This window comes from Odoribacter laneus YIT 12061, assembly GCF_000243215.1.
Lineage (GTDB): Bacteria > Bacteroidota > Bacteroidia > Bacteroidales > Marinifilaceae > Culturomica > Culturomica lanea.
Window position 1 is genome coordinate 2447809 of record NZ_JH594596.1, and the last position, 22542, is coordinate 2470350.

Sequence of the window (22542 nt, forward strand, 5' to 3'; positions counted from 1 at the left end):
TCGTCCAGAAAGACGTCAATCAATATAACAAAGTTAATACAATAATTTCATATGTAATATCTAAAATTTCATTATTTCTTACAAATTTAGCAAAAATTAAATGTTCTTATAAAAATATATTGTTAATTTAATACATATAAAACGATCAAATTTAGTAAAATAAATTAAATGTAAAATAATATTATATAAACTAAAAAGAATAAAGGGGAGAAATATTCTCCTCTTTAAAATTTATTTGTATGGGTTAAAACTTTCCGGCAAGTTGCTTTCCCTCTAAAACTATGGAGGAAAAGCGAAAAAACACGGGGATCAGCATTCCTGTTCCTGTCCCTCAGGGAGATGTCTCTTTTATAAAAAAGCTTTCTCCCTTATCGACTATTGCTTGACAAAATGGAAAGTAATGGTACCGACCTGTAGCAATTCAGCATCGGGCCGCGGATTAAACTTAGAACGCAAGGCAGCATCTACAGCCACCTCATACAAGCAATCATCCTGTTCCGACAAATTCCGGACTACTTCTGCCCGCTGTACTATTCCTTTGCGGTTCACTTCAATATTTACGACAACCGTTCCTCCGAATTCGCATTTAAATATTGGGATAGGCAAAAAAAGGGCGTACCGATTTTTCAAATTATAGGAGACACTACTTTTTCCCGAATAAAAAGTAGATTTTAAAGAGTCCAGCGTCTGTTCTTTTTTATCCCGCTGATGCAGGATACTGTCTTGGCGGTAATGTTCGTTTCTTTTCTTGCTATAACGACCGGAGTACTCTTCGTTTTCCAGCTCTTGTCTGATTTCATCGATGTATTCCTGAACAGGGGAAGTGTTATTTTCTTTTGGGATATTTTCATTTACAGCAATCGAGCGCAGCATCTGTTCCACCTGCTCGGTTGAAGTTTTTTTCCGTATTTCTTCCTGCCGTTGCTTTTCTTCCAGTATTTTTTTTACTTCTTCTTCCGGAGGAGAAATAAGCTCAATCTCTGTATTTTGCGGAACTTTCATCTGGGATATTCCCATGCTCAACAAGAAAATAGCCAATAGCAGGTGAAAAATGACAGTCCCCATAATACCTGTCTTATGAGCATAAAAATTATGTTTGATATAATCTTTAAATTTCATCTGCTTCTGTATGAAAATTATTTCTATTCAAAACGAATGGCCTTAATAGGTTTTATCTTTGAAATCAACATTGTCGGTACAATCAACATAAGAGTCGAGACGAATAAAACGCCTAAATTTAATAAAATCACGTATCCGATATTAAAATGAATAGGCACCGTATCCATATAATAATTGGCCGGATCCAAAGAAACGACATGCCAATATTTTTGTATGCCGGCTATCGCAAAGGCCAACCCGTTTCCCCAAAGCATTCCTTTCCCGATTAAACCAATGGATATATACAAAAACAACTTCCTTAGCTTCAAATCCCTATAACCCAATGCTTTCAGTATTCCGATCAAAGACGTTTTATCTAAAATCAGGATTAACAAACCGGAGACCATATTAAAACCAGCCACTACCACCAAAAGGATCAGAATTACCCATACATTGGTATTCAATAAATCCAGCCACTCAAACAGTTGAGGCATCATATCATAAATAGTCGTTACCTTGTAAAAAGTATCCGTATTCTCCCAAGGTATCAATTCATCTATTTTTTGCTCAGCCGACGAAAGCATATCCATATTTGTCAACTCAACGGCAATCCCGGATACCTCCCCCTCCTTCCATCCGTTTAAGCGCTGTAAATGTCGGATATCACACAACACAAACATTCCGTCGTATTCGTTAAAACCAGTATCGTATATTCCTTTCACTCTAAAAACTCTGGCCCGGGGAGGATCTTGTACAAAATGAGCCGTAACTTTATCCCCCACCTGTAAATTTAAATAATTAGCCACCAGAGAGGAAAGTAATATTTCATTCGACGGAGAAACCGTATGAAAATCCGGGAATTCCCCTTCTTTTAAATTCTCGATAAAAAAATCCCCTTTAAAAGTCGAATCCACTCCATGCAAAACAACCCCATGTATCTCCTGTTTACTTTTCAGAATTGCCGGTTTCGTTACATATACATAGAGCTCCTTTACTTCCGGCAAAGCATGGACTCCCTCCAATAAAGTATCGGAGGGCTGAATTTTATCCGATGCATAGGAATTGATATTCCCATAAGAACCTATATTCAAATGGGCAGAAAATCCTATTAATTTATTTGTAATTTCTTGCTTAAAACCCGTGATAATGAATATGGAAAACAACATAATACAAACTCCCAGAGCAACTCCTACCAAAGCGATCCGGATAATCGGAACGGATACTGCATTTTTCTCACGGCCACTCAAGAATCTCCGGGCTATATATAATTCCAAATTCACTGACTAATTTTTTTAATAATCTTCCGATGCTCAGAATCTTTTGTTTACAAATAGTACTTCTTATCGGTTTCCGTTCAATTTTTTTCACATCGTCTGTACAAAATTAAAGGAAAAACTAAGAAGTAAAAAATAAAACTTTATAAATCCCTGCGACAGGGTTTTATTTTATCCGTCCGTTTTAATTATTTAAAATTAAAATACACAAAAGACTATGTTTTTTCAAGAAATTTATCTAATATTGTTTCAAAATGTAAGTAATTACTCTTAATATCATGCAAAACAATATTATTGATCAGCAACTCTTAGAAAACAAACTGGCTGAGTCTGCTATATACGATATGCAGGAAGCTTCCATACGTGATGTAGTAAAAGTGGCCAACCTTTTGGAAAAAGCGAGTGGGTATCCGTTTATCCGAATGGAGATGGGTGTGCCGGGATTATCTCCTTCCCGTATCGGTACGGAAGCGGAAATTGAAGCATTAAAATTAGGTGTGGCACAATTTTACCCGATGCTGGAAGGTCACCCTTCTCTTTCAGAAGAAGCAGCCCGTTTTATTCAGAATTTCATGGATATCCGTATACAGCCGGCTCATATCATACCGACAGTAGGAGCGATGCAAGCTTCTTATACGGCCTTTATGGCCTTGACGGAATGTCAGGAAGGGAAAAATACGGTGCTCTTTATAGACCCTGGATTTTCTGTACAAAAAACACAACTGGAAGTGATCGGGAAACCGTATGAAACATTCGACATTTTTGAATTCCGGGGGAAAAAACTGCGTGCAAAATTAGAGGAATACCTGAAAAAAGGGAACATCTGTGCAATCGTTTACAGTAACCCCAATAATCCGGCCTGGATTTGCCTAAACGAAGAAGAATTACAAATCATCGGTGAATTAGCCAATCAATACGATATTATTATCTTAGAAGACCTGGCTTATTTTGCAATGGATTTCCGGAAAGACTTGTCTCATCCGGGTGTCCCTCCTTTTCAACCGACTGTTGCGAAATACACTGACAATTATATTCTGATGATATCGAGTTCGAAGCTTTTCAGCTATGCCGGTCAGCGATTAGGATTATTATGTGTATCCGATACTCTCTATCCTAAAAAGTATCCTCATTTAAAAGTCAGATACAAATCGGAAGAACTCGGGTATACTTTAGTATACAAATTAATATACACCCAAACTTCGGGTACTGCTCATTCTCCCCAATATGCTGTAGCAGCTATATTAAAAGCAGCCAATGACGGTCAGCTGGACATTTTAAAAGACGTCAAAGAATACGGGAGCAGAGCTCATATCATGAAAACACTTTTCCGGGAAGCCGGTTTTGAAATTGTGTACGATAAAGACGGAGAAGAGGAAATCGGAGATGGATTTTATTTTACCATCGGTTATCCGGGAATGAAAGGAGGAGAATTAGCCAAAGAATTATTATATTACGGCATTTCTTCCCTTCCGTTGAAAGGGTGTGGCAGCAAACGCGAAGGGCTCAGAGCTTGTGTATCCCAGGTGGGATTGGATAAAATGGAAGTATTAAGAGAGCGTCTGGAACGATTCAAAAAAGATCATTGAGACAGAATTTTTTTCCGCAGCGAAAAGAATTGAAATAGAAGATGAGCATTATATAAAAAGTGAAAGAAAAAATTGCACATCCCTTATTAGCTTGCGCAAATATTTATTTTTAGAATAAATAAAAGCTTTCATTTTTTGTACAATTAATTTAAAAATGTAATTTTATACCCTGTAAATAGTTACAATAACTAAGAAAAAGGGAAAAATATTATTATAATTTATAACTTTTTAAGATATGGCAAAATTCAGAGGAGCAATCGTTGTGGACAACGAAAAATGCAAAGGATGCGGCTTATGCGTCGTAGCGTGCCCGACGAAAGTAATTGATCTCAACCCCGATGTAAACGGCAAAGGCTATCACTATGCCTATATGAAAAATCCGGAAGCATGTATTGGTTGTGCCAGTTGCGGTCTGGTATGTCCCGACTCCGTCATCAGTGTATATAAAATGAATGTAGAATAAAAATAAAAACTACCGGAAATGGCAGAAGTAAAATTAATGAAAGGTAATGAAGTAATTGCCGAAGCAGCCATCAGATGTGGTTGTGACGGATATTTTGGTTACCCCATTACCCCGCAATCGGAAGTTATGGAAACACTTATGGCCCGGAAGCCATGGGAAGAGACCGGCATGGTCGTTTTACAAGCAGAAAGTGAATTAGCCGCTATAAATATGGTATATGGCGGAGCATGCTGCGGAAAAAAAGTAATGACCTCATCTTCCAGCCCTGGTATCAGCTTAAAGCAAGAAGGACTGACGTATATTGCAGGTGCCGAATTACCTTGTCTTGTCGTAGACGTGGTGAGAGGAGGCCCCGGTTTGGGGACGATACAACCTGCACAAAGTGACTATTTTCAAGCCACCAAAGGAGGAGGGCACGGAGATTATCATTTGATTGTATTGGCTCCGGCCTCTGTACAGGAAATGAATGATTTCGTGGATTTAGGTTTTGAACTCGCTTTTAAATACCGGAATCCGGCCATGATTTTAGCCGATGGCGTTATCGGGCAGATGATGGAAAAAGTACAGTTGTCTCCTTATAAACCGAGATGGACGGAAGAAGAAATCGAAAAGATTTCAGGCAGTTGGGCTTTGACCGGGAAAAAAGGCAGAGAACGGCATGTTATTACGTCTTTGGAACTCGACGCCCACCGTCAGGAAGATTTCAATAAAAAATTACAGGCTAAATACAGAAAAATCGAAGCTAATGAAGTGCGTTTCGAAAAAATATTGTGTGAGGATGCAGATTATCTGATTATCGCTTACGGATCAGCTGCCCGTATTTGCCAAAAATCCATTGAATTGGCCCGGGAAGCCGGTATAAAGATAGGATTATTACGTCCGATTACGCTTTATCCTTTCCCCACCCAGGCAATCGCCGAGATGTGCGGACAGATAAAAGGCATGTTGACAGTGGAAATGAGTGCCGGACAAATGGTAGAAGACGTCCGGCTGGCTGTAAATGGTCGCGTAAAAGTAGAACATTACGGTAGAATGGGGGGAGTCGTTCCTACCCCGGAAGAAATTGTTGAAGCGCTTAAAAACAATTTTGAATTGTAAATTACGGATTTTTAAATCTTTTCGGCAACAATTACAATTTGAAATTTAAAATCTTAATTCTATGATTGACATTCAAGACATCATAAAACCAGAGAACCTTGTCTATGAAAAGAGTTCTCTTCTTACCGACAATGTGATGCACTACTGTCCGGGATGTACACACGGAGTAGTTCATAAATTGGTCGCAGAAGTTATTGAAGAGCTGGGTATACAGGAACAGACTATCGGTGTATCCCCTGTAGGTTGTAGTGTATTTGCCTACAATTATATCGATATCGACTGGGCAGAAGCGGCTCACGGACGCGCTCCGGCTGTAGCAACCGGCATCAGCCGTTTACATCCGGAGAAATATGTTTTCACCTATCAGGGAGACGGTGACCTGGCTTCCATCGGATGCGGTGAAATTATGCACGCTTGTAACCGGGGAGAAAACATTGTAGTCATTTTCATCAACAACGCCATTTACGGTATGACGGGCGGACAGATGGCACCAACGACCTTATTGGGACAGGTTACAGCCACCACTCCTTACGGTAGGGATGCAAAACTGAACGGTTTCCCCATGAAAATCACCGAGCTTATCGCTCAACTCGATGGAACTTGCTATGTGACCCGTCAAAGTGCAGATACTCCGGGAGCTGTAAGGAAGACTAAAAATGCTCTTAAAAAAGCATTCCAGAATACCCGCTTACAGAAAGGAACTTCTTTCGTAGAAGTAGTAAGTACCTGTAACTCCGGTTGGAAAGTAACTCCCGTAGAAGCCAACAACTGGATGCGGGAAAATATGTTTAAAAAATATCCGTTAGGAGATATCAAAGATATCTGATAGTTTATAAAGGGTAAAGGCTGAAAGTAGTCAACTACTTTCTCCCTTTAACCATTTTATCAACTTCAAAAACCTCATAAATTTAAGTATATGACAGAAGAAATTATTATAGCAGGCTTCGGAGGACAAGGAGTTCTATCTATGGGAAAAATTCTTGCCTATTCCGGAATTATGCAAGATCAGGAAGTCTCCTGGATGCCTTCCTACGGACCGGAAATGCGTGGAGGTACAGCCAATGTCACCGTAATTATCAGTGACGAACGCATCAGTTCTCCTGTATTAACCCGTTTTGATACCGCTATTATCCTGAATCAACAATCTATGGATAAATTCGAATCACAAGTCAAACCGGGGGGAACATTGATCTATGATCCCAATGGTATCACTCATCATCCAACCCGCCAAGACATTAACATCTACCGGATAGAAGGTGCGCGTCTGGCAGCAGAAAGCGGTAATCCCAAAATTTTCAATATGATCATCTTGGGCGGATTTTTAAAAGTGAAACCTATCGTTAAGATCGAAAACGTAGAAAAAGGTTTGCAGAAATCATTACCGCCGCGGCATCATAATTTAATCCCTATGAACATCGAAGCCATACAAACGGGAATGAATCATATAGAAACAGCTAATCAATTATAAACTTCTCTCACCTTACCTAAAAAGACTGTACGGAGTCAATCCATACAGTCTTTTTTATTTTGAATTCTCCCTCAATTAAAACGATAAGCCGCTCTGCGCATATCCCGCTGAGATTTAAAAGGATGGGAAGGCTTCAGGTATTTTTCCAAATATTTATATATCGAATATCGAATTTCCGTCGCTTCTTTGGTATCTATCCGGTCAAAAGAATGTCCCCCGGGAGCTTCCTGAAAAATCTGATAATCAAATTTTTTTCCGTAGGCTTTCAGAGCCCGTATCATATGTTCTACTTCCACGACATTGACGTCGTCATCCGAAGTATTCGTATGGATTAATACCGGATCTTTCAGTTTCTCAGCATTCCAAACCGGAGAACGCCTTTTATATTCAGCAATATTATTCCGGGCTGTCTTTCCGATATGATCAGAAAATATTTTCCGGTAATTATCTGTTGCATATCCCATACGGGCAATGACATCACATACCGGAACGCCAGCAAAACCGCATTTGTATTCTCCCGGATAAGTACATAAATTCATCAAAGTAATCATACCGCCATGACTCCAGCCCATAATACCGATCCGGTCTTTATCCACACAACTGTAATTTTCAACCATATAATTCCGGCTGGCATATACATCCTGATTTTCCAATCCCCCATAATCAATGTTCTGATAATAACTACTTCCATAGCCGGTACTTCCTCTGTATTCTGCTGCCACCACAATATATTCCTGAGCCATTAATTCCCGGATAATATGAGCATAGTAGGTCGTAAAATCGGAATGTACTCCACTATGGGCAAATACAATTAAAGGATATTTTTTGGAAGGATCTATGCTTTTAGGAATAAATACGTAAGACCAAAATTTTAAGGGATTATCGGCACCCATTGCTGTCGGATTAGGTTTATTCGCTTTAGGAGGTCCGCATAAATATACTTTGTCGATAAAAGCCACATCCCCTACTCGTTCATACCACAGCACATCATCTACTTTTTTCATAACCTCATCAAAAGAATGTTTCACAGCCTCACCGGACTTTTGCAATTCTTTCAATTGCCCCAAGATTTCACTTTCCTGCTGAGCAGAAACCGGTAGCACACCTATACACAGGAAAAGGCAAAATCCCCAGATACACCCTACATAGTTCATATTTATAAATTTTTAATAAGACAATTTACAAATATAGAAATTAAATCTTTTTAAAGAAGTAGAATGACAAATCCTCTTTTCTATAAAAAAATTTCCGGTTCTCTGTCCCGTTATAGCTGACAGAGAACCGGAAACGAATTTCCCGTATTTACTTATTAATTTATCATCACTACCAGATACTTCGTCTGTTTCCAGAAAGAATTCTCGTCTTTTACCGTCAAACTTAACATACCGTCTTCTCCTGCTTCCAAAGCGTAAGAATCTTGCGGATGAACAGACAGAACTTTTGCTTTCTTGGAATTCAAAGGAATAGATTTTACTTCCCTGATATCAATATCTTCAAAAGGAGCCTTTTCCACTTGAGAAGAAACAATCGGCGGACAGAATAGGCCCTGACGTGTAATGACTTCCGCTTCTTTCAACAATTTCCGGGTCCCCACCAGATAATGGCCCTGATGCATAGCCATATCCTGTTCTGTAATGGTCATCTTCTGATTGGCTTTTTCCTGATTCAGATCCTCTACATTCTTATTCAAGGCTGTAATCTGTTGTTCTTTCACAGCTAATTGTTTCTGAGATTCTGCCAGTTGAGAACTGATCTCATTAATTTTCTGAGTTCTTTCTTCCAGCTCTCCCTTCAAATTTTCTATCAGTTTTTTAAATTCAGCAGACTGGCGTTTATTTTTACCCTCTAATTTTTGAATCTGAGTTTTATAATTCTCTATTGCCTCAGAAACAGCCTGTATATCACTTTTCAACTGTGCCACCTGCTTTTTGGTCTTATTATTGGTCTTTTCTCCGGATTCGATTGTCAACAATTTTTCAGCTTCCCGAATCGACTGCATACCTGCTGAAATATCATTCAAGTCTGCAAACAAACCTTCCATTTCAGTAGTCTGAGCATTATAAGCCACTTGTAAAGAATCCATTTGCGATTGTAAAGACTTATATTTCTGTGAACTTTCCACGCAACTTCCAAATAAGAATAGTGCACTGATACCACCTATCCAAAAAATACTCTTTTTCATAATTGTCAATTTTAAGTGTTAATTAAAAAATGCGAACCTGTTATTTGTTTTTAATTAATCAATTTATGTACCGAATTATATATAAATACTAATAGACTATAAATCAATTTTTTATAAAATATCACATTTTTTAAACTGGGGAAATTGGGGAATTCCGCCTCTCTTTACTGGGGAATAAATCTACAAAAAAACTGCTCCTTTTCTGCTGAGGAAATAAAATCTAACACAACCGGCAGATTTTATTTCTCCCCGAAAAAGAGCAGGAATATTTACTTCTGAACAGCTTTTATTTCCGATAATCATAAAAGCCTATACCCGTCTTCCGGCCCAATAAGTTAGCCCGTACCATCTTGCGTAAAAGAGGATGCGGACGGTATTTGGAATCGCCGAATTCATGATAGAGCACTTCCATAATCGCCAGACAAACATCCAAACCGATTAAATCAGCCAATGCCAAGGGGCCCATCGGATGATTCGCTCCTAATTTCATCGCCTCATCAATTTCTTCCTTACTAGCCACCCCATCAGCCAAAATACCGACTCCTTCGTTAATCATCGGGATTAAAATCCGGTTGACGACAAATCCCGGAGCCTCATTTACACTTACGGGAACCTTATCCAATTTCCGAGCGATTTCAACAACCTGGTCGTGTACTGCCGGCGAAGTCAATTGCCCCCGTATCACTTCTACCAATTTCATGGCAGGTACAGGATTAAAGAAATGCATTCCGATCACCCGATCCGGACGGGAAGTCACAGCAGCCACCTGAGTGACAGACAAAGAAGAAGTATTGGTTGCCAGAATAGCTTCCGGTTTGCATATCCCATCCAGCATTTTGAATATCTCGCATTTCACTTCCATATCCTCAGCAATAGCCTCTACAATCAGATCGGCATCCCGACAATCTTCATAAGACATCGTATCGGTAATCGCAGCCAAGGCTCTCTCTTTTTCAGCTGCTTCCATTTTTCCCTTCTCAACCATACGGGAAAGATTCTTTTCCATCGTTTTATGAGCCTTTGCTAAAGAAGCTTCAGAACGCCCTTTCAGCAAAACCTCAAAACCTGCCTGAGCAAAAACCTGGGCAACTCCGTTCCCCATAGTACCTGTACCAATTACACATATTTTCATAAGCTTTCGGTTTAAAAGTGGTTTACCACTAAATGTTCCAATTATCGAACTTGATTATTTTTTCTTTTCTAAAAAGGCCTGCATCTGTACCTTTTGTTCTGTTGTACCAAAACAAAGTCCAAAATACCCATTTTCAAAAGCAATTCCCGTGTCTATATCGGTTTCAATACCCCGGTTAATAGCCTCCTTAGCGTACTTTAAAGCCAAAGGCGAACGGGAAGCAATCGTCAACGCCATCGCCTTTGCCTCCTGCATCAATTGATCGGGCTCGGTCACTTTATTCACTAGCCCTATCCGGAAAGCCTCCGTTCCATCGATAGGAGTACCCGTATAAATTAATTCTTTCGCTTTTCCTACTCCTACAAGACGAGGCAAACGCTGGGTCCCCGAGAAGCCGGGAATAATACCCAAACCCACTTCCGGTTGCGCAAACTTTGCCTTTACAGAAGCAATTCTTATATCACAAGCCATTGCCAATTCACACCCGCCCCCTAAAGCATAGCCGTTTACAGCTGCGATAACAATTTTTTCAGATAATTCTATTTTACGAAATACAGCAGTCCCCAAACGCCCGAAAGCTCTCCCTGCTTCCGCATCCAAACGACTCATTTCAGCGATATCAGCCCCTGCGACAAAAGAGCGTCCCGCACCTGTAAGAATAACGACGTAGATCTCTTTGTCAGCCTCCAATTCATCAAAAACGTTCCCCAACTCTTCCAAAACGGCTGAGCTCAACGCATTCAATGTCTCCGGATGATTGAGTGTCAACAGACCGATATGATCCTGTTTTTCTCGTAAGATATACTTATAATCCATTTTAGTTTTGTTTCGGTCAACGACGTAATTTTTCTGTCAATAAGGGGATAATTTTGTTCACATCCCCTACAATTCCCAGATCAGCAGCATTAAAAATAGGAGCATACTTATCTTTGTTAACGGCAATTATGAAATCTGATTCTTCCATTCCTGCCAAATGCTGTATCGCCCCGGAAATACCCAATGCGAAATAAACGTCCGGACGTACCGTTTTACCGGTTTGTCCCACTTGTCTGTTATGAGGCATCACGCCGGCATCCACCATAGCCCGGGAAGAAGAAACTTCGGCTCCGATTACCTCGGCCAATTTTTCCAGCATCTTAAAGCCTTCTGAATTTCCCACTCCACGACCACCGGAAACAAGTATTTTAGCTTCTGTAATATCAATCAGGTTTTTCTGCTCCTTTACGGTCTCCAACAGACGTACTTTAAATTTAGAACGATCAAAAGTTACTTTGAAATTTTCCACCTTTCCGGTACGCGTATCATCCTTTTTCCCCATTCGCATCACTCCCGAACGCACAGTAGACATCTGCGGACGATGTTCTTTACAAAGAATAGTCGCCATTAAATTTCCTCCGAAAGCCGGACGGGTCATCATGAGATCCCCTTCCTCCGAAATATCCAAACCTGTACAGTCGGCCGTCAATCCGGTCTCCAACCGGGCTGATAAACGGGGTCCTAAATCCCGGCCAATGGTCGTGGCTCCAATTAATAAAATCGATGGTTTACGCTCTTCTACCACTTTGGTCACCGCTTGGGCATAGGGTTCTGTAATATAATATACCAATTCCGGAGCATCTATACACAAGACAGAATCCGCTCCATAAGCAATTAGTTCCGAAGCCTTTTCCGCAATTCCATAACCTGCTAAAATAGCCACCACGTTTTGGCTTAACTGATCGGCAAGCTCCCTCGCTTTACCCAAAAGTTCAAAAGCCACCGGTTGTATGACTCCTTCCCGTTGTTCTACAAAAACGTAGACATCTTTATATTGAGATTTATCCATATTCATTAAAAATTAAAGATCATAAACGATAGGTAGTGGAAAACATCTTATTTTTTCCAGCCGTTTCTCATTAAATAATAAACTTTTCTTTCAACTTACTTACAATAATATCCGCAGCTTCTTCCGGCTCTACCTCGTATATTTTCCCGGCAGCTTTTACTCCTTTTGTAAAAGATTTAAACACCCGGGTAGGAGAACCATTCAAACCCAGTTTCTTTTCGTCTACGCGGACATTGCTGAAATTCCAGATTTCCACTTCCTTCAAGTAAGCCTCTACAATCCCCCGGACAGACATATAACGGGCTTTGTTAGCTGTGGCTAAAACCGTTATCACGCAAGGTGCTTCCACTTCCACCATCTGGTAGCCTTCTTCTGTCGATTTTTTAATGGTAAATGTTTTTTCTCCATCGTATTTCAAATCTTCGACATAGGTGACTTGCGGCAAATCCAAATGCTCGGCAATCTGCGGTCCGACCTGAGCCGTATCTCCGTCAATGGCCTGACGACCGGTAATGATCAAATCGTAATCCAGCATACGCAATGCCCCGGCAATCGCATTAGACGTCGCCAGTGTATCTGCTCCGGCAAATTTCCGGTCGCTCAGATGAATCGCCCGGTCTACCCCCATAGCAAAAGCTTCCCGCAAAATATCGTCGGCCTGAGGTGGTCCCATTGTAATGACAGTCACTTCTGCCCCATATTTATCTTTCAATTGCAAGGCCATTTCCAAACCACCTTTATCATCCGGATTCATAATACTGGGGACACCATCCCGAATCAATGTACCCGTAACAGGATCCAGCTTAATTTCCGTTGTATCCGGTACTTGCTTGATGCAAACTACTATTTTCATTTTTATCTGTATTTTCTGTTTATTCAAAATATCTTCATTTCTCTGCTGAAAGAAGTAAATGATTTCTTTTCCTTACTTCAATAAAGCGGCTGCTATAACCATCCGTTGTACCTCAGAAGTTCCTTCGTATATTTCCGTGATCTTCGCATCCCGCATCATCCGCTCTACCGGATATTCCCGGGTATATCCATAACCACCGTGGAATTGGACGGCTTTCGTCGTCGTCTCCATAGCCGTCTCTGCAGCAAACAATTTCGCCTGAGCAGCCTCGACAGAATAGGGTTGTTTCTGGTCTTTTTTATAAGCAGCCATACGTACCAACAAACGGGAGGCCTGAATTTTCGCCTGTAAATCAGCTAACTGAAATTGCGTATTCTGAAATTGCCCGATGGCTTTCCCAAACTGTTTACGTTCTTTTACATACTTCACCGTTTCATCCATAGCTCCCTGAGCAATACCCAAAGCTTGAGAAGCAATACCGATTCGTCCTCCGTCCAACGTCTTCATGGCAATTTTGAAACCTTCTCCAATTTTTCCTAATAAATTCTGCTTAGGCACGATACAGTTCTCAAAAATCAATTCGCAGGTAGCAGAACCTCGTATTCCCATCTTTTTCTCTTTCTTTCCAATAGAAAAACCCGGGAAATCCCGTTCTACGATAAAAGCTGAAATTCCTTTTGTACCTTTCGATTTATCGGTCATCGCCATGACAATATATACATGAGCATAAGCGGCATTCGTAATAAAAATTTTAGAGCCGTTTAAGATATAATGATCCCCTTCTTCAAAAGCCATTGTCTGTTGAGCCGAAGCATCCGTTCCCGCATTCGGTTCCGTTAATCCGAAAGCTCCAATCCACTCCCCTGTACAAAGTTTCGGCAGATATTTTTTCCGCTGCTCTTCTGTACCAAATTCATAAATGGGAGCAGCACACAAAGAAGTATGAGCCGACACGATAACCCCCGTCGTAGCACACACTCTTGACAGTTCCTCCACGGCCATGGTATAAAGTATATTATTACCTCCTGCTCCCCCGTACTCTACGGGGAAAGGGATTCCCATAATCCCCAGTTTCGCCATTTTCTCTACGGTCTCTATCGGGAAACGTTCCTCTTCGTCTACTTCCGCAGCTAAAGGCTTTACTTCCTTTTCGGCAAAATCCCGAATCATCTGCCGGAATAATATTTCTGTCTTCGATAATGAAAAATCCATATTAGATTTATTTAAAAATTTAAAAATCCTGGAATCCAATAAATATATAGCTATATTTTTCTCCTTATACAGCCATTGGTTTTAAGTCGTCCGCAATAATTAAAGCAGCTTCCGTAGCCGCCTTTACTTGTTCTACAGTAAATTCGGGGTGTATTTCCTTTAACACCAAGCCCTGAGGAGTCACTTCTATTACTCCCATTTCCGTAATGATCATATCTACCTGTCCAGCAGCTGTCAAAGGCAAGGTACATTTTTTCATTATTTTCGGATTTCCTTTAGCCGTATGTTCCATCGCCAGAATCACTTTCTTCGCTCCTACCAACAAATCCATAGCCCCTCCCATGCCCGGGGTCTTTTTACCTGGAATCATCCAGTTGGCCAAATCTCCTTTTTCATCCACTTGCAAAGCTCCCAAAATACTGACATCGACATGTCCTCCGCGAATTATACCAAAAGAAGTGGCACTATCAAAACTGGAAGCTCCAGCTAATGCAGTAATATATCCCCCGCCAGCATTAGTCAATTCCGGATTTTCTTTACCTTCTTCAGGCGCCGGTCCCATACCCAACATACCATTTTCAGTCTGTAAAATAACTTCTACACCCTTTTTTAGATAATTAGGAACCAATGTCGGAATTCCAATTCCCAGATTTACCACATCCCCATCCTTCAATTCCATAGCCACTCTTTTGGCAATGACTTGTTTTATCTGATCTTTTTCCATAACTTGTATATTTTAAGTTGCTATTTTTTTAATTATTCTCTTTCTGTCCTGACTTCATGCAGGTTCATTTTTCATTCTCCTTTCCATTTCCTGAGCAATAAACGAAGCCACATCATCAGCATAAGTATTCATACCGAAACCGGCATCATACCCCAGTTCCTTAGCTAACTCATGAGAAATCCGAGGCCCTCCGCAAGTAAGGATGACTTTATCCCGCAAACCTTCAGCTTCTAACATTTCTACCAGCTCCGTCAGATTTTTAATATGAATCTCTTTTTGCGTCACAGTTTGCGACACCAATAATGCATCTGCCTTGAATTCTATAGCTTTAGCGATGAATTCTTCATTGGGCACCTGACTTCCCAAGTTTACAGCCTCGAACATGTCGTATCTTTCCAATCCGTAATGTCCTGCAAACCCCTTCATATTCATGATGGCATCAATCCCTACCGTATGTGCATCCGTCCCTGTACTAGCTCCCAGCACTCTGATTTTACGTCCGATATGGGTCCGCACAAACTCATCGGTTTCTGCCATTCCCCAACGGGTCGATTCTACTTTAGGCACATAAATATTGGTGTAATCTATCGTATGTGAACAACTGCCATAACAATTGAAAAAAGTAAATCCTTCTGTCAATTCTTTATGATATACCACCAAAGGATTCTCAAATCCCATTTTTTTCATCAGCAATTTAGCTGCTTCTATTGCTTCTTCTCCGGCAGGAACCGGTAAGGTAAAACTGATCTGGGTTTTACCGTCATTCATGGTATCCCCGTATGGTTTTATTTTTTTCAGATCCAGGGTCTGATCAAAATCATTTACTTCCGTTGAGTACAATCCTCCACTCATAATAAAGAAAATTATATATAGAAATTTGTTTTACTCGTATATTCTAAAAAAACGGTTAACAACGACGCATTAGCGAAATAAAAGGATTGTAATAATTGGCTCCTTTTGCTTTCACTCCATCCAAACCTTTCCCGCCGTTTTTCGGTCGTTTTATATCGGCAAAAATTCCTTTTTCCAAAGCAGTAAACAATCCTTCAGCCTCCATATCTTCCAATAATACTATCGCTTTTTCCAAGACTTCTGCAGCACGTCTCCGGATTATACCGCCTTTTTTATATTCCACTTCATCGCCTATATTCTTCATATTTCCGAAAATATATTTGGCATTTTCAATGGAAAGGTAACGATCTGACATAAAAGGGGTGTGAATGGCCTCCGTCGGCATTCCCAATAATTGTATCCCCTGGGAAGTCCAGATTCCAATCATATTGAATAAGGCATCTTGTATATGTCCCCGGAAAATATTTCCAGTCATAAATTTTGTGGGAGGCATGTATTTTAAAGTCGCTTTCGGAAATATCTCCCGTATCATCTGTGCCTGAGCCAGCTCAAAAAGAAATCCGTTTTCCAGTTCCGGATCCATTTCAAAAGCATGTCCTAACCCCATTTGTTCTTCCGGCAAACCAGCAAATAAAGCCAACTGTTCGTTAATCAAGTCGGAAGCCAAAACCGTATGCGCCTGCTCCACAGCATCTGCTGTCGTCAAATAATTATCTTCTCCCGTATTGATAATAACCCCGGCGAATCCGTTAATTATCCGGGACATATACTGGTCTATCAGCGTACGCTGCATATTGATATCCCGGAAGAGAATACCATACAAAGCATCATTGAGCATCACGTCTAATCCCTCCAAAGCTCCCATTGCCGCAATCTCCGGCATACACAAACCGGAACAATAATTACACAATCGAATATACCTTCCCACCTCTTCTCCGACTTCGTCCAAAGCTTTCCGCATAATCCGGAAATTTTCCTGAGTGGCAAAAGTCCCCCCAAAACCTTCCGTCGTAGCGCCATAAGGGACATAGTCCAATAAACTCTGGCCAGTGGTACGAATAACCGCAATGATATCCGCCCCCTGCCGGGCTGCCGCCTGCGCTTGCACGACATCTTCATAAATATTTCCTGTCGCTACAATGACATATAAATAAGGTTTTCTGCCTTCACCCAGCGTTTCTATATACTGTTCCCGTTTCTGCCGCCTCTTTTGTATCCGTTCTACACTCTCCCGGATATACGGCTCCAAAACTTTTTCGATCTCAGCATGTGGATGAGCGGCAAGCCGGCTAATATCCACTTCTCCTCTTGCTACTTTTTCGGCAATTTGCTGCGGACTATCCCCGAACTCCAACATCGCATTGCCTAAAAAAAATAAAATTCCCTGTCCCAATAATTCTTTTTCTTTGATCTCATTTACCAGCACATTGGGTAAGGGTACCGTATTTTCATCCACCCCATCGATACCTAACAAACGACAAAGTGTCCTTTCCACAGCAACAGTGGTGTATTGTTCCACAAAATCCTGAACTCCGGCAGCGATTCTTTTCGCTAACTCTTTAGCATATTCTACTCTACCAAAATCGAGTCCTAATTTACTTTCCTGCATATTCCATTTTTCAATTTAACTGATTCAAAACCGGTTTTTTATTTCCGCTACACACCCTTCCATCTTCCAAAAATAAAATTTCAACTTTTCGCTACCTCCCTCATGACTTATCCAGAAATTTTTTCGCATTATCTGTCAATTCCCGGCTTACACCTATAATTTCCGCAATCCGTATGGCTTCCTGCGACACTTCTCCCGACGCATCCTCGAGTAACGAATAATCGATATAATCTGTTATATTTTGTAATGTCAATTTTCCTTGTATTTTTTCTTCCCGGAATCCCCTTACCCGAAGCTTCCGACAAGGAGCAATAATTCCTCCATAATGTGTAGTCACCAAAGCTCTTATCTGATAAGCTGCCAAAAATTCAATCACTCCGTTTACAATAGCCCTTCCCTCTGTAGGATTAGTTGTACGGGCCAGTTCGTCAATCAACACCAATACTTTTTCTCCCCTCTTCACCCGAAGTAATATCTCGTTGACACATAACATCTCAGCAGCAAAAGAAGATAAACCACTCAGCTCGTCCTGCCCATCCCCCATACAAGTTAAAATATCCGAAACCGGAACGATTTCCGCCCGCTCTGCCGGTACATAAAACCCGAACTGGGCCAACCCCTGAGCTAAAGCTATGCTCTTCAATAATACACTTTTTCCTGCCATATTAGCTCCGGTGAGTAAAGTCACCCCCCTTTCCAACCCCACATCCACCGGCTGAAATTTTCGGCCTTCCTGCAACAGTATCTCCCTTAACTGAGGATGAAATAATTTTTGAAAACTCAGCCGCTCATTCTTCTTTCCGTCCTTCACTTCCGGCAGGACCAAACCCATATTTTCTACCTGTATCGCCTTGGCCAACAATATATCCAAATACGCCACGGCCCGAAGAGTTTCTGCAATTTCTTCCCGCAACATCCGGATCTGAAGCGTCAATTCCGCCCGAACCCGATCCTCTTCCTCTAAACTTTGGAAGTATAGATTTTCAATCTCCCTTTCCTCCCTCCCTTCTCTCTTCTTCTGCTTAATCTCAGCCCTCAAAGCAGACAGTTTTTCAGAATAACTGTCGTATATATAAAAATGAGGGATACGATTCTGCTCCGGATCCAGCAAATCCACTAAATTCCCTAAACAAGGAATATCCACCACCGGATAATCCTTTATAATCTCCCGTATATCTTCTGCAACAAAAGCCAGATTCTTCAACTCAAAAAGTTCCAGATCGTCCAGGACAACAGGCTCTTTCAATCGTTTAACCGTCCCCCGGATATCTTTCACTTGGCTCAGTTTTACTTTCAAACGCTCCAATACTAACTGATTACGGCTATCCCGCACGACCCGAACCATTTTCTCTACCCGCTCCAGTTCCGCCTTGATTTGTTTGGCATCTTCCAGCCAAACCCTATCCAACAGAGAACTCCTTCCCAAGCCGGAATGAATTTCCAAATGATCGATCATATACCGAAAACCGGCAATTTTTGCTATTGCTTCTCTTAGATACATATCTTCTAATTACCCATCCGTCGTACATCGTACACCGGAATCCTCAAACTCTCTTCCAATGCCGCTTTCAATTGATCGGAATGCAGACAATAGCCCGCAGGAGACTGCGGATTAATACATACCGCCAACAAACGGCTCTGCTTTAACACATTTATTTTACCTCCCCTTTTTAAGAAGGCATAAAATGTCTCCGGCAGAGCAAAAATTTTAGTAAAATCCTGCACCACTAATTCCGTCACTTCTTTCTGCATTCGCAAAAAATTGAGCAGTTTATCACTCACCGCTCCGGAAACATACAACGTATGTCCGTATTTAAAAATATCTCCTTCGTACTTCTCCAGCATAAAAACGGATGGAAGCTGCAAATCATGAATTTCACCCTCCGCATCTATGGCCCATATACCTTTCTTTATCCCCTGTAACAAATCCTGCCGACCAGGGCCGACTTCTTTCAAACCGATCAGATCGTATACATATTTCGTCTTCCTTACCAATTCCCTGACATTCCCTGACAATGCCGCCCCTGTCGTCAAAACCAACGCATCCGATACCGTAGGCGAACCATGGCTCAAACGCGACAACGCTCCATCCACAAGCGTTAAATCCACCCCTCTCTTTTCCAACTGAACGATCAATTCTTTCATGCCCACAGTATCTGGAGGACCTGATAACAATACCTTACCCGACCACAAAGCCTTAGCTGTCACCAAACGCCCCAATGCCGTCTGCCGCTCACTGATATCCAAAATCTCCGCCAGAAACCGTTTCTCCCGATAATACCGTTCAGAAGTGACAAACAACATGTCTTCAAAGACCTCTATCTCCGGCTTGGCAGTCTGACATACCTGATCCCGCTTTTCCCCGTCCGTACCGATAGAGGTGAGTGCAATCGTCTTTCCCGAATCTTTTACTTGTCTTAAGATGTAATTCAGGCATTCCGTCTTCCCCGTATTCTTTTCCAGACCTACGATAGACAAACTTTTACACTTCAGTATTTCTTCTATAAAAAACAAAACTGCTTTCAATAAATTTCCAGTCTACGACCTTTACCGAACTTCCGGGAAATTTCTGTCTTTTCGACGAATGAGTTTCCCTATTCCTTCGTCAAATGGTCCGTTGATTAATAAACCTTCCGCCCGAACAAATAAAATTTTACCCGGAACTTCCGTTCTGTTAATCAACGAAACATTCACTCGCTCTTTCAAAAGCGGACGTTAAAATTCACCCTTCCTCTTTACCTTTTAGACAGTAGGTTCCGGTTTTTACGATCCAGGTCATTCGGCTCTATGGATAATTTCCGTCCATTTAATAACTCGGCTACACCTTCCGTTTTACGGGCTTTTTCGCATTCCTCACAATAACACTCATCTCTATAATCCGAAGGCTCCGTATAAGTTGTTACAACCCCTTCAAAGTTACGCAATACAACCCGGTTCGGACTCTGAGAAATCATATAAGTCGGCATTACCGGAATTTTTCCACCTCCGCCCGGAGCGTCCACGACAAAAGTCGGAACAGCATAACCGGAAGTATGTCCCCGCAGATTTTCTATAATTTCAATTCCTTTTGCAACCGGCGTACGGAAATGCCCGATACCCATAGACAGATCACAGATATAAATATAATAAGGTCTTACCCGGATCCGCACCAACTGTTGCACCAGTTTTTTCATCACATGGGTACAATCATTGATGCCCCTTAATAATACCGACTGATTTCCCAAAGGAATTCCGGCATCGGCCAAACGGGCACATGCAGCAGAAGATTCCAGAGTAATCTCATTCGGATGATTAAAGTGAGTATTCAACCAAATCGGATGGTATTTTTTCAGCATATTCACCAGATTTTCCGTAATACGCTGCGGCAATACGACAGGAGTACGGCTTCCGATACGAATGATTTCCACATGCGGAATAGCCCTCAACCGACGAATAATATCTTCCAGTTTCTCATCACTTACTAAAAGAGCATCTCCTCCGGACAACAAAACATCCCTTACTTCCGGATGGGCGGCGATATATTCAATCCCTTTATCAATCCGTTCGGAAGGAGCACTACAGTCATTTTGACCTGCAAAACGACGACGGGTACAATGCCTGCAATACATGGCACATTGATCGGTAATCAAAAACAATACCCGGTCCGGATAACGGTGTGTCAAACCCGGTACAGGCGAATCTCCGTCTTCGTGCAAGGGATCCACTAAATCTGCCGGAGACTTATGCAATTCTTCTATCGTAGGAATCGACTGCTTCCGGATGGGACAATGCGGATTGTCCGGGTCTATCAAACTCAGATAATAAGGAGTAATCGCCATTCTCAAGGTCTTTAAAGACTCCCTTACCCCCTCTTCTTCCTCTTTTGTCAGGCATATATACTTCTTTAACTGTTCCAGCGTCTCAATACGGTTTTTTACCTGCCAATGCCAATCGTTCCATTGTTCATCAGTAACTTCAGGAAAAAACTCTTTTCGTCTGCTTGCCATAAATTTTGTTTTAATTAAAAAGTCTAAACGATCCAGACAGGTCCTCCAATGTCTTTATTTGCAGTCAAGAGTTTTTAGGGAACCTCTTTTCTAGCCTTTTAGACTTTTCCATTCTACTATTAAGCGTACAATTCCGTAAATATTTTACGTAGTTCTTCGCTTTCGCGCAGTTCTTGTAACGTAATTTCAGCATGTCCCCGGGTGTATCCGTTTCCGATCAACATCGTTACATCACTTCCAACTCCCTCTGCCCCCAAAGCAGCTTTAGTAAAACTGGTAGCCATAGAGAAGAAATATACCAAACCTGTATCTTTCGTACACAAAATACTGGTCATTTCAGTATCCGTAATATTCACATTATTAATAGTAATATCACACATTTCGCCATTTGTCAATTCTGCAATTTTCTCCATAACCGGCACAGGTTGAGTGGCATCTGCCGAGAATACATAATCGCAAAAACCTAGTTTTTGTAATCTCTCCGTACTCTTCTGACTGTGGCACAAACCGATTACTTTACCGGTGACACCTGCCCGTTTTTTAGCCTCATAGCAACACAACATACCGGATTTACCGCCTGCACCAATAATCAACACCGTATCTCCCGGTTTTACTAATTTTGCCGTCTGTGCTGGAGCACCTGCTACATCTAAAGCGGACAATGCCAATTTCTCGGGCAGATCGGCCGGAATTTTTGCATAGATACCGCTTTCAAACAAAATCGCTTTTCCGTCTATGTCCACCTGGTCTACATCGGCCCGTATCTCTTTGATTTTATCTATTCTCAACGGAGTCAAAGAAAGAGATACCAATGTCGCAATCTTATCCCCTACCTTCAAATCTGTTTTTCCAATCAAAGCATCCCCAATTTTTTCTACGGTTCCCAATAACATTCCTCCAGAACCCGTTACCGGATTCCGGTGCTTTCCCTGTTTAGCTACAATATCCAGCATAATTTCGGCAATTTTTGCCTCATCTCCCTTAGCTTGCTCATGGATCTGTGTGAAACTGGCTGAGTCAATATTCAATGTTTGTACATCGATTAAAATCTCATTGTCATATATTTCATCCATATTGTTATCCAGTTTGTTGGCTGGCTGAGGTAATACGCCTTTGGGTTCAATTACTCTGTGAGTTCCGTATTTATTTCCTTTTTTCATGATATTATAATTTTATTTCG

General features: G+C 41.2%; 21 protein-coding genes. 5 read left to right on the plus strand and 16 right to left on the minus strand.

Annotated elements, in window-relative coordinates; all coding sequences use genetic code 11:
• Nucleotides 1-375: 375 nt before the first annotated feature.
• Nucleotides 376-1119, minus strand: a complete 744-nt coding sequence (locus tag HMPREF9449_RS10220) for an energy transducer TonB family protein (protein ID WP_009137179.1) — start codon at nt 1117-1119, stop codon at nt 376-378.
• 23 nt (nt 1120-1142) lie between these two features.
• Nucleotides 1143-2378, minus strand: coding sequence for an ABC transporter permease (locus HMPREF9449_RS10225; RefSeq protein ID WP_009137180.1), 1236 nt, complete (start codon nt 2376-2378; stop codon nt 1143-1145).
• Between the two features lie 272 nt (nt 2379-2650).
• Between HMPREF9449_RS10225 and HMPREF9449_RS10230 the strand changes: the two genes are divergently transcribed.
• The 5 genes from HMPREF9449_RS10230 (at nt 2651) to HMPREF9449_RS10250 (ending at nt 6987) form a co-directional block, all read left to right on the plus strand.
• Entirely contained in the window at nt 2651-3958 is a 1308-nt protein-coding gene (locus HMPREF9449_RS10230) for an aminotransferase class I/II-fold pyridoxal phosphate-dependent enzyme (protein ID WP_009137181.1), read from the plus strand.
• A 235-nt stretch (nt 3959-4193) separates the two neighbouring features.
• Nucleotides 4194-4421 (plus strand): 4Fe-4S dicluster domain-containing protein, encoded by a 228-nt coding sequence (locus HMPREF9449_RS10235; protein ID WP_009137182.1) that lies wholly within the window; start codon nt 4194-4196, stop codon nt 4419-4421.
• 18 nt (nt 4422-4439) lie between these two features.
• Entirely contained in the window at nt 4440-5519 is a 1080-nt protein-coding gene (locus tag HMPREF9449_RS10240; RefSeq protein ID WP_009137183.1) for a 3-methyl-2-oxobutanoate dehydrogenase subunit VorB, read from the plus strand.
• A gap of 61 nt (nt 5520-5580) precedes the next feature.
• The gene (locus tag HMPREF9449_RS10245) at nt 5581-6345 is read left to right on the plus strand and encodes a thiamine pyrophosphate-dependent enzyme (protein WP_009137184.1); all 765 of its coding nucleotides are present in this window, start codon (nt 5581-5583) and stop codon (nt 6343-6345) included.
• Nucleotides 6346-6435: 90 nt separating this feature from the next.
• Nucleotides 6436-6987 carry a 2-oxoacid:acceptor oxidoreductase family protein gene (locus tag HMPREF9449_RS10250; RefSeq protein ID WP_009137185.1) on the plus strand — a complete coding sequence of 184 codons (552 nt, stop codon included), beginning with the start codon at nt 6436-6438 and terminating at the stop codon, nt 6985-6987.
• Between the two features lie 71 nt (nt 6988-7058).
• Here HMPREF9449_RS10250 and HMPREF9449_RS10255 read toward each other — a convergent pair whose 3' ends face one another.
• The 14 genes from HMPREF9449_RS10255 to kdd all read right to left on the minus strand — a co-directional run bounded on the left by HMPREF9449_RS10255 (nt 7059) and on the right by kdd (nt 22525).
• The gene (locus tag HMPREF9449_RS10255) at nt 7059-7991 is read right to left on the minus strand and encodes an alpha/beta hydrolase family protein (RefSeq protein ID WP_315969416.1); all 933 of its coding nucleotides are present in this window, start codon (nt 7989-7991) and stop codon (nt 7059-7061) included.
• 305 nt (nt 7992-8296) lie between these two features.
• Entirely contained in the window at nt 8297-9169 is an 873-nt protein-coding gene (locus HMPREF9449_RS10260; RefSeq protein WP_009137187.1) for a Cbp1 family collagen-binding glycoprotein adhesin, read from the minus strand.
• Nucleotides 9170-9455: 286 nt separating this feature from the next.
• Nucleotides 9456-10301, minus strand: a complete 846-nt coding sequence (locus tag HMPREF9449_RS10265) for a 3-hydroxybutyryl-CoA dehydrogenase (protein ID WP_009137188.1) — start codon at nt 10299-10301, stop codon at nt 9456-9458.
• A gap of 54 nt (nt 10302-10355) precedes the next feature.
• Nucleotides 10356-11117, minus strand: a complete 762-nt coding sequence (locus tag HMPREF9449_RS10270) for an enoyl-CoA hydratase-related protein (RefSeq protein ID WP_009137189.1) — start codon at nt 11115-11117, stop codon at nt 10356-10358.
• Between the two features lie 16 nt (nt 11118-11133).
• Nucleotides 11134-12126, minus strand: a complete 993-nt coding sequence (locus tag HMPREF9449_RS10275; RefSeq protein ID WP_009137190.1) for an electron transfer flavoprotein subunit alpha/FixB family protein — start codon at nt 12124-12126, stop codon at nt 11134-11136.
• 70 nt (nt 12127-12196) lie between these two features.
• Entirely contained in the window at nt 12197-12979 is a 783-nt protein-coding gene (locus HMPREF9449_RS10280; protein ID WP_009137191.1) for an electron transfer flavoprotein subunit beta/FixA family protein, read from the minus strand.
• Between the two features lie 72 nt (nt 12980-13051).
• Nucleotides 13052-14191: an acyl-CoA dehydrogenase gene (locus HMPREF9449_RS10285; protein ID WP_009137192.1), complete on the minus strand. Its 1140-nt coding sequence runs from the start codon at nt 14189-14191 to the stop codon at nt 13052-13054.
• A 64-nt stretch (nt 14192-14255) separates the two neighbouring features.
• Complete coding sequence (locus HMPREF9449_RS10290) at nt 14256-14915, minus strand: 3-oxoacid CoA-transferase subunit B (protein WP_009137193.1); 660 nt, start codon at nt 14913-14915, stop codon at nt 14256-14258.
• Nucleotides 14916-14969: 54 nt separating this feature from the next.
• Complete coding sequence (gene kamE, locus HMPREF9449_RS10295) at nt 14970-15767, minus strand: lysine 5,6-aminomutase subunit beta (protein WP_009137194.1); 798 nt, start codon at nt 15765-15767, stop codon at nt 14970-14972.
• 55 nt (nt 15768-15822) lie between these two features.
• Entirely contained in the window at nt 15823-17376 is a 1554-nt protein-coding gene (kamD, locus tag HMPREF9449_RS10300) for a lysine 5,6-aminomutase subunit alpha (protein ID WP_009137195.1), read from the minus strand.
• A 100-nt stretch (nt 17377-17476) separates the two neighbouring features.
• Entirely contained in the window at nt 17477-18877 is a 1401-nt protein-coding gene (gene kamC, locus HMPREF9449_RS10305) for a lysine 5,6-aminomutase reactivase ATPase KamC (RefSeq protein WP_009137196.1), read from the minus strand.
• 5 nt (nt 18878-18882) lie between these two features.
• Nucleotides 18883-19854: a lysine 5,6-aminomutase reactivase subunit KamB gene (kamB, locus tag HMPREF9449_RS10310; protein ID WP_009137197.1), complete on the minus strand. Its 972-nt coding sequence runs from the start codon at nt 19852-19854 to the stop codon at nt 18883-18885.
• Between the two features lie 257 nt (nt 19855-20111).
• Nucleotides 20112-21362, minus strand: a complete 1251-nt coding sequence (gene kamA, locus HMPREF9449_RS10315; protein ID WP_009137198.1) for a lysine 2,3-aminomutase — start codon at nt 21360-21362, stop codon at nt 20112-20114.
• A 119-nt stretch (nt 21363-21481) separates the two neighbouring features.
• Nucleotides 21482-22525, minus strand: coding sequence for an L-erythro-3,5-diaminohexanoate dehydrogenase (gene kdd / locus HMPREF9449_RS10320; protein ID WP_276802617.1), 1044 nt, complete (start codon nt 22523-22525; stop codon nt 21482-21484).
• Between the last annotated feature and the right edge of the window lie 17 nt (nt 22526-22542).

What these genes read in the sequence shown, in the direction of transcription:
- HMPREF9449_RS10220 (WP_009137179.1), bottom strand. Translation starts at nt 1,119, where the DNA reads ATGAAATTTAAAGATTATATCAAACATAATTTTTATGCTCATAAGACA.
- kamC (WP_009137196.1), bottom strand. Translation starts at nt 18,877, where the DNA reads ATGTATCTAAGAGAAGCAATAGCAAAAATTGCCGGTTTTCGGTATATG.
- HMPREF9449_RS10290 (WP_009137193.1), bottom strand. Translation starts at nt 14,915, where the DNA reads ATGGAAAAAGATCAGATAAAACAAGTCATTGCCAAAAGAGTGGCTATG.
- HMPREF9449_RS10265 (WP_009137188.1), bottom strand. Translation starts at nt 10,301, where the DNA reads ATGAAAATATGTGTAATTGGTACAGGTACTATGGGGAACGGAGTTGCC.
- HMPREF9449_RS10235 (WP_009137182.1), top strand. Translation starts at nt 4,194, where the DNA reads ATGGCAAAATTCAGAGGAGCAATCGTTGTGGACAACGAAAAATGCAAA.
- HMPREF9449_RS10240 (WP_009137183.1), top strand. Translation starts at nt 4,440, where the DNA reads ATGGCAGAAGTAAAATTAATGAAAGGTAATGAAGTAATTGCCGAAGCA.
- kamA (WP_009137198.1), bottom strand. Translation starts at nt 21,362, where the DNA reads ATGGCAAGCAGACGAAAAGAGTTTTTTCCTGAAGTTACTGATGAACAA.
- HMPREF9449_RS10280 (WP_009137191.1), bottom strand. Translation starts at nt 12,979, where the DNA reads ATGAAAATAGTAGTTTGCATCAAGCAAGTACCGGATACAACGGAAATT.
- HMPREF9449_RS10255 (WP_315969416.1), bottom strand. Translation starts at nt 7,991, where the DNA reads ATGAAAAAAGTAGATGATGTGCTGTGGTATGAACGAGTAGGGGATGTG.
- HMPREF9449_RS10260 (WP_009137187.1), bottom strand. Translation starts at nt 9,169, where the DNA reads ATGAAAAAGAGTATTTTTTGGATAGGTGGTATCAGTGCACTATTCTTA.
- kamD (WP_009137195.1), bottom strand. Translation starts at nt 17,376, where the DNA reads ATGCAGGAAAGTAAATTAGGACTCGATTTTGGTAGAGTAGAATATGCT.
- HMPREF9449_RS10275 (WP_009137190.1), bottom strand. Translation starts at nt 12,126, where the DNA reads ATGGATAAATCTCAATATAAAGATGTCTACGTTTTTGTAGAACAACGG.
- kamE (WP_009137194.1), bottom strand. Translation starts at nt 15,767, where the DNA reads ATGAGTGGAGGATTGTACTCAACGGAAGTAAATGATTTTGATCAGACC.
- HMPREF9449_RS10245 (WP_009137184.1), top strand. Translation starts at nt 5,581, where the DNA reads ATGATTGACATTCAAGACATCATAAAACCAGAGAACCTTGTCTATGAA.
- HMPREF9449_RS10270 (WP_009137189.1), bottom strand. Translation starts at nt 11,117, where the DNA reads ATGGATTATAAGTATATCTTACGAGAAAAACAGGATCATATCGGTCTG.
- HMPREF9449_RS10230 (WP_009137181.1), top strand. Translation starts at nt 2,651, where the DNA reads ATGCAAAACAATATTATTGATCAGCAACTCTTAGAAAACAAACTGGCT.
- HMPREF9449_RS10285 (WP_009137192.1), bottom strand. Translation starts at nt 14,191, where the DNA reads ATGGATTTTTCATTATCGAAGACAGAAATATTATTCCGGCAGATGATT.
- HMPREF9449_RS10250 (WP_009137185.1), top strand. Translation starts at nt 6,436, where the DNA reads ATGACAGAAGAAATTATTATAGCAGGCTTCGGAGGACAAGGAGTTCTA.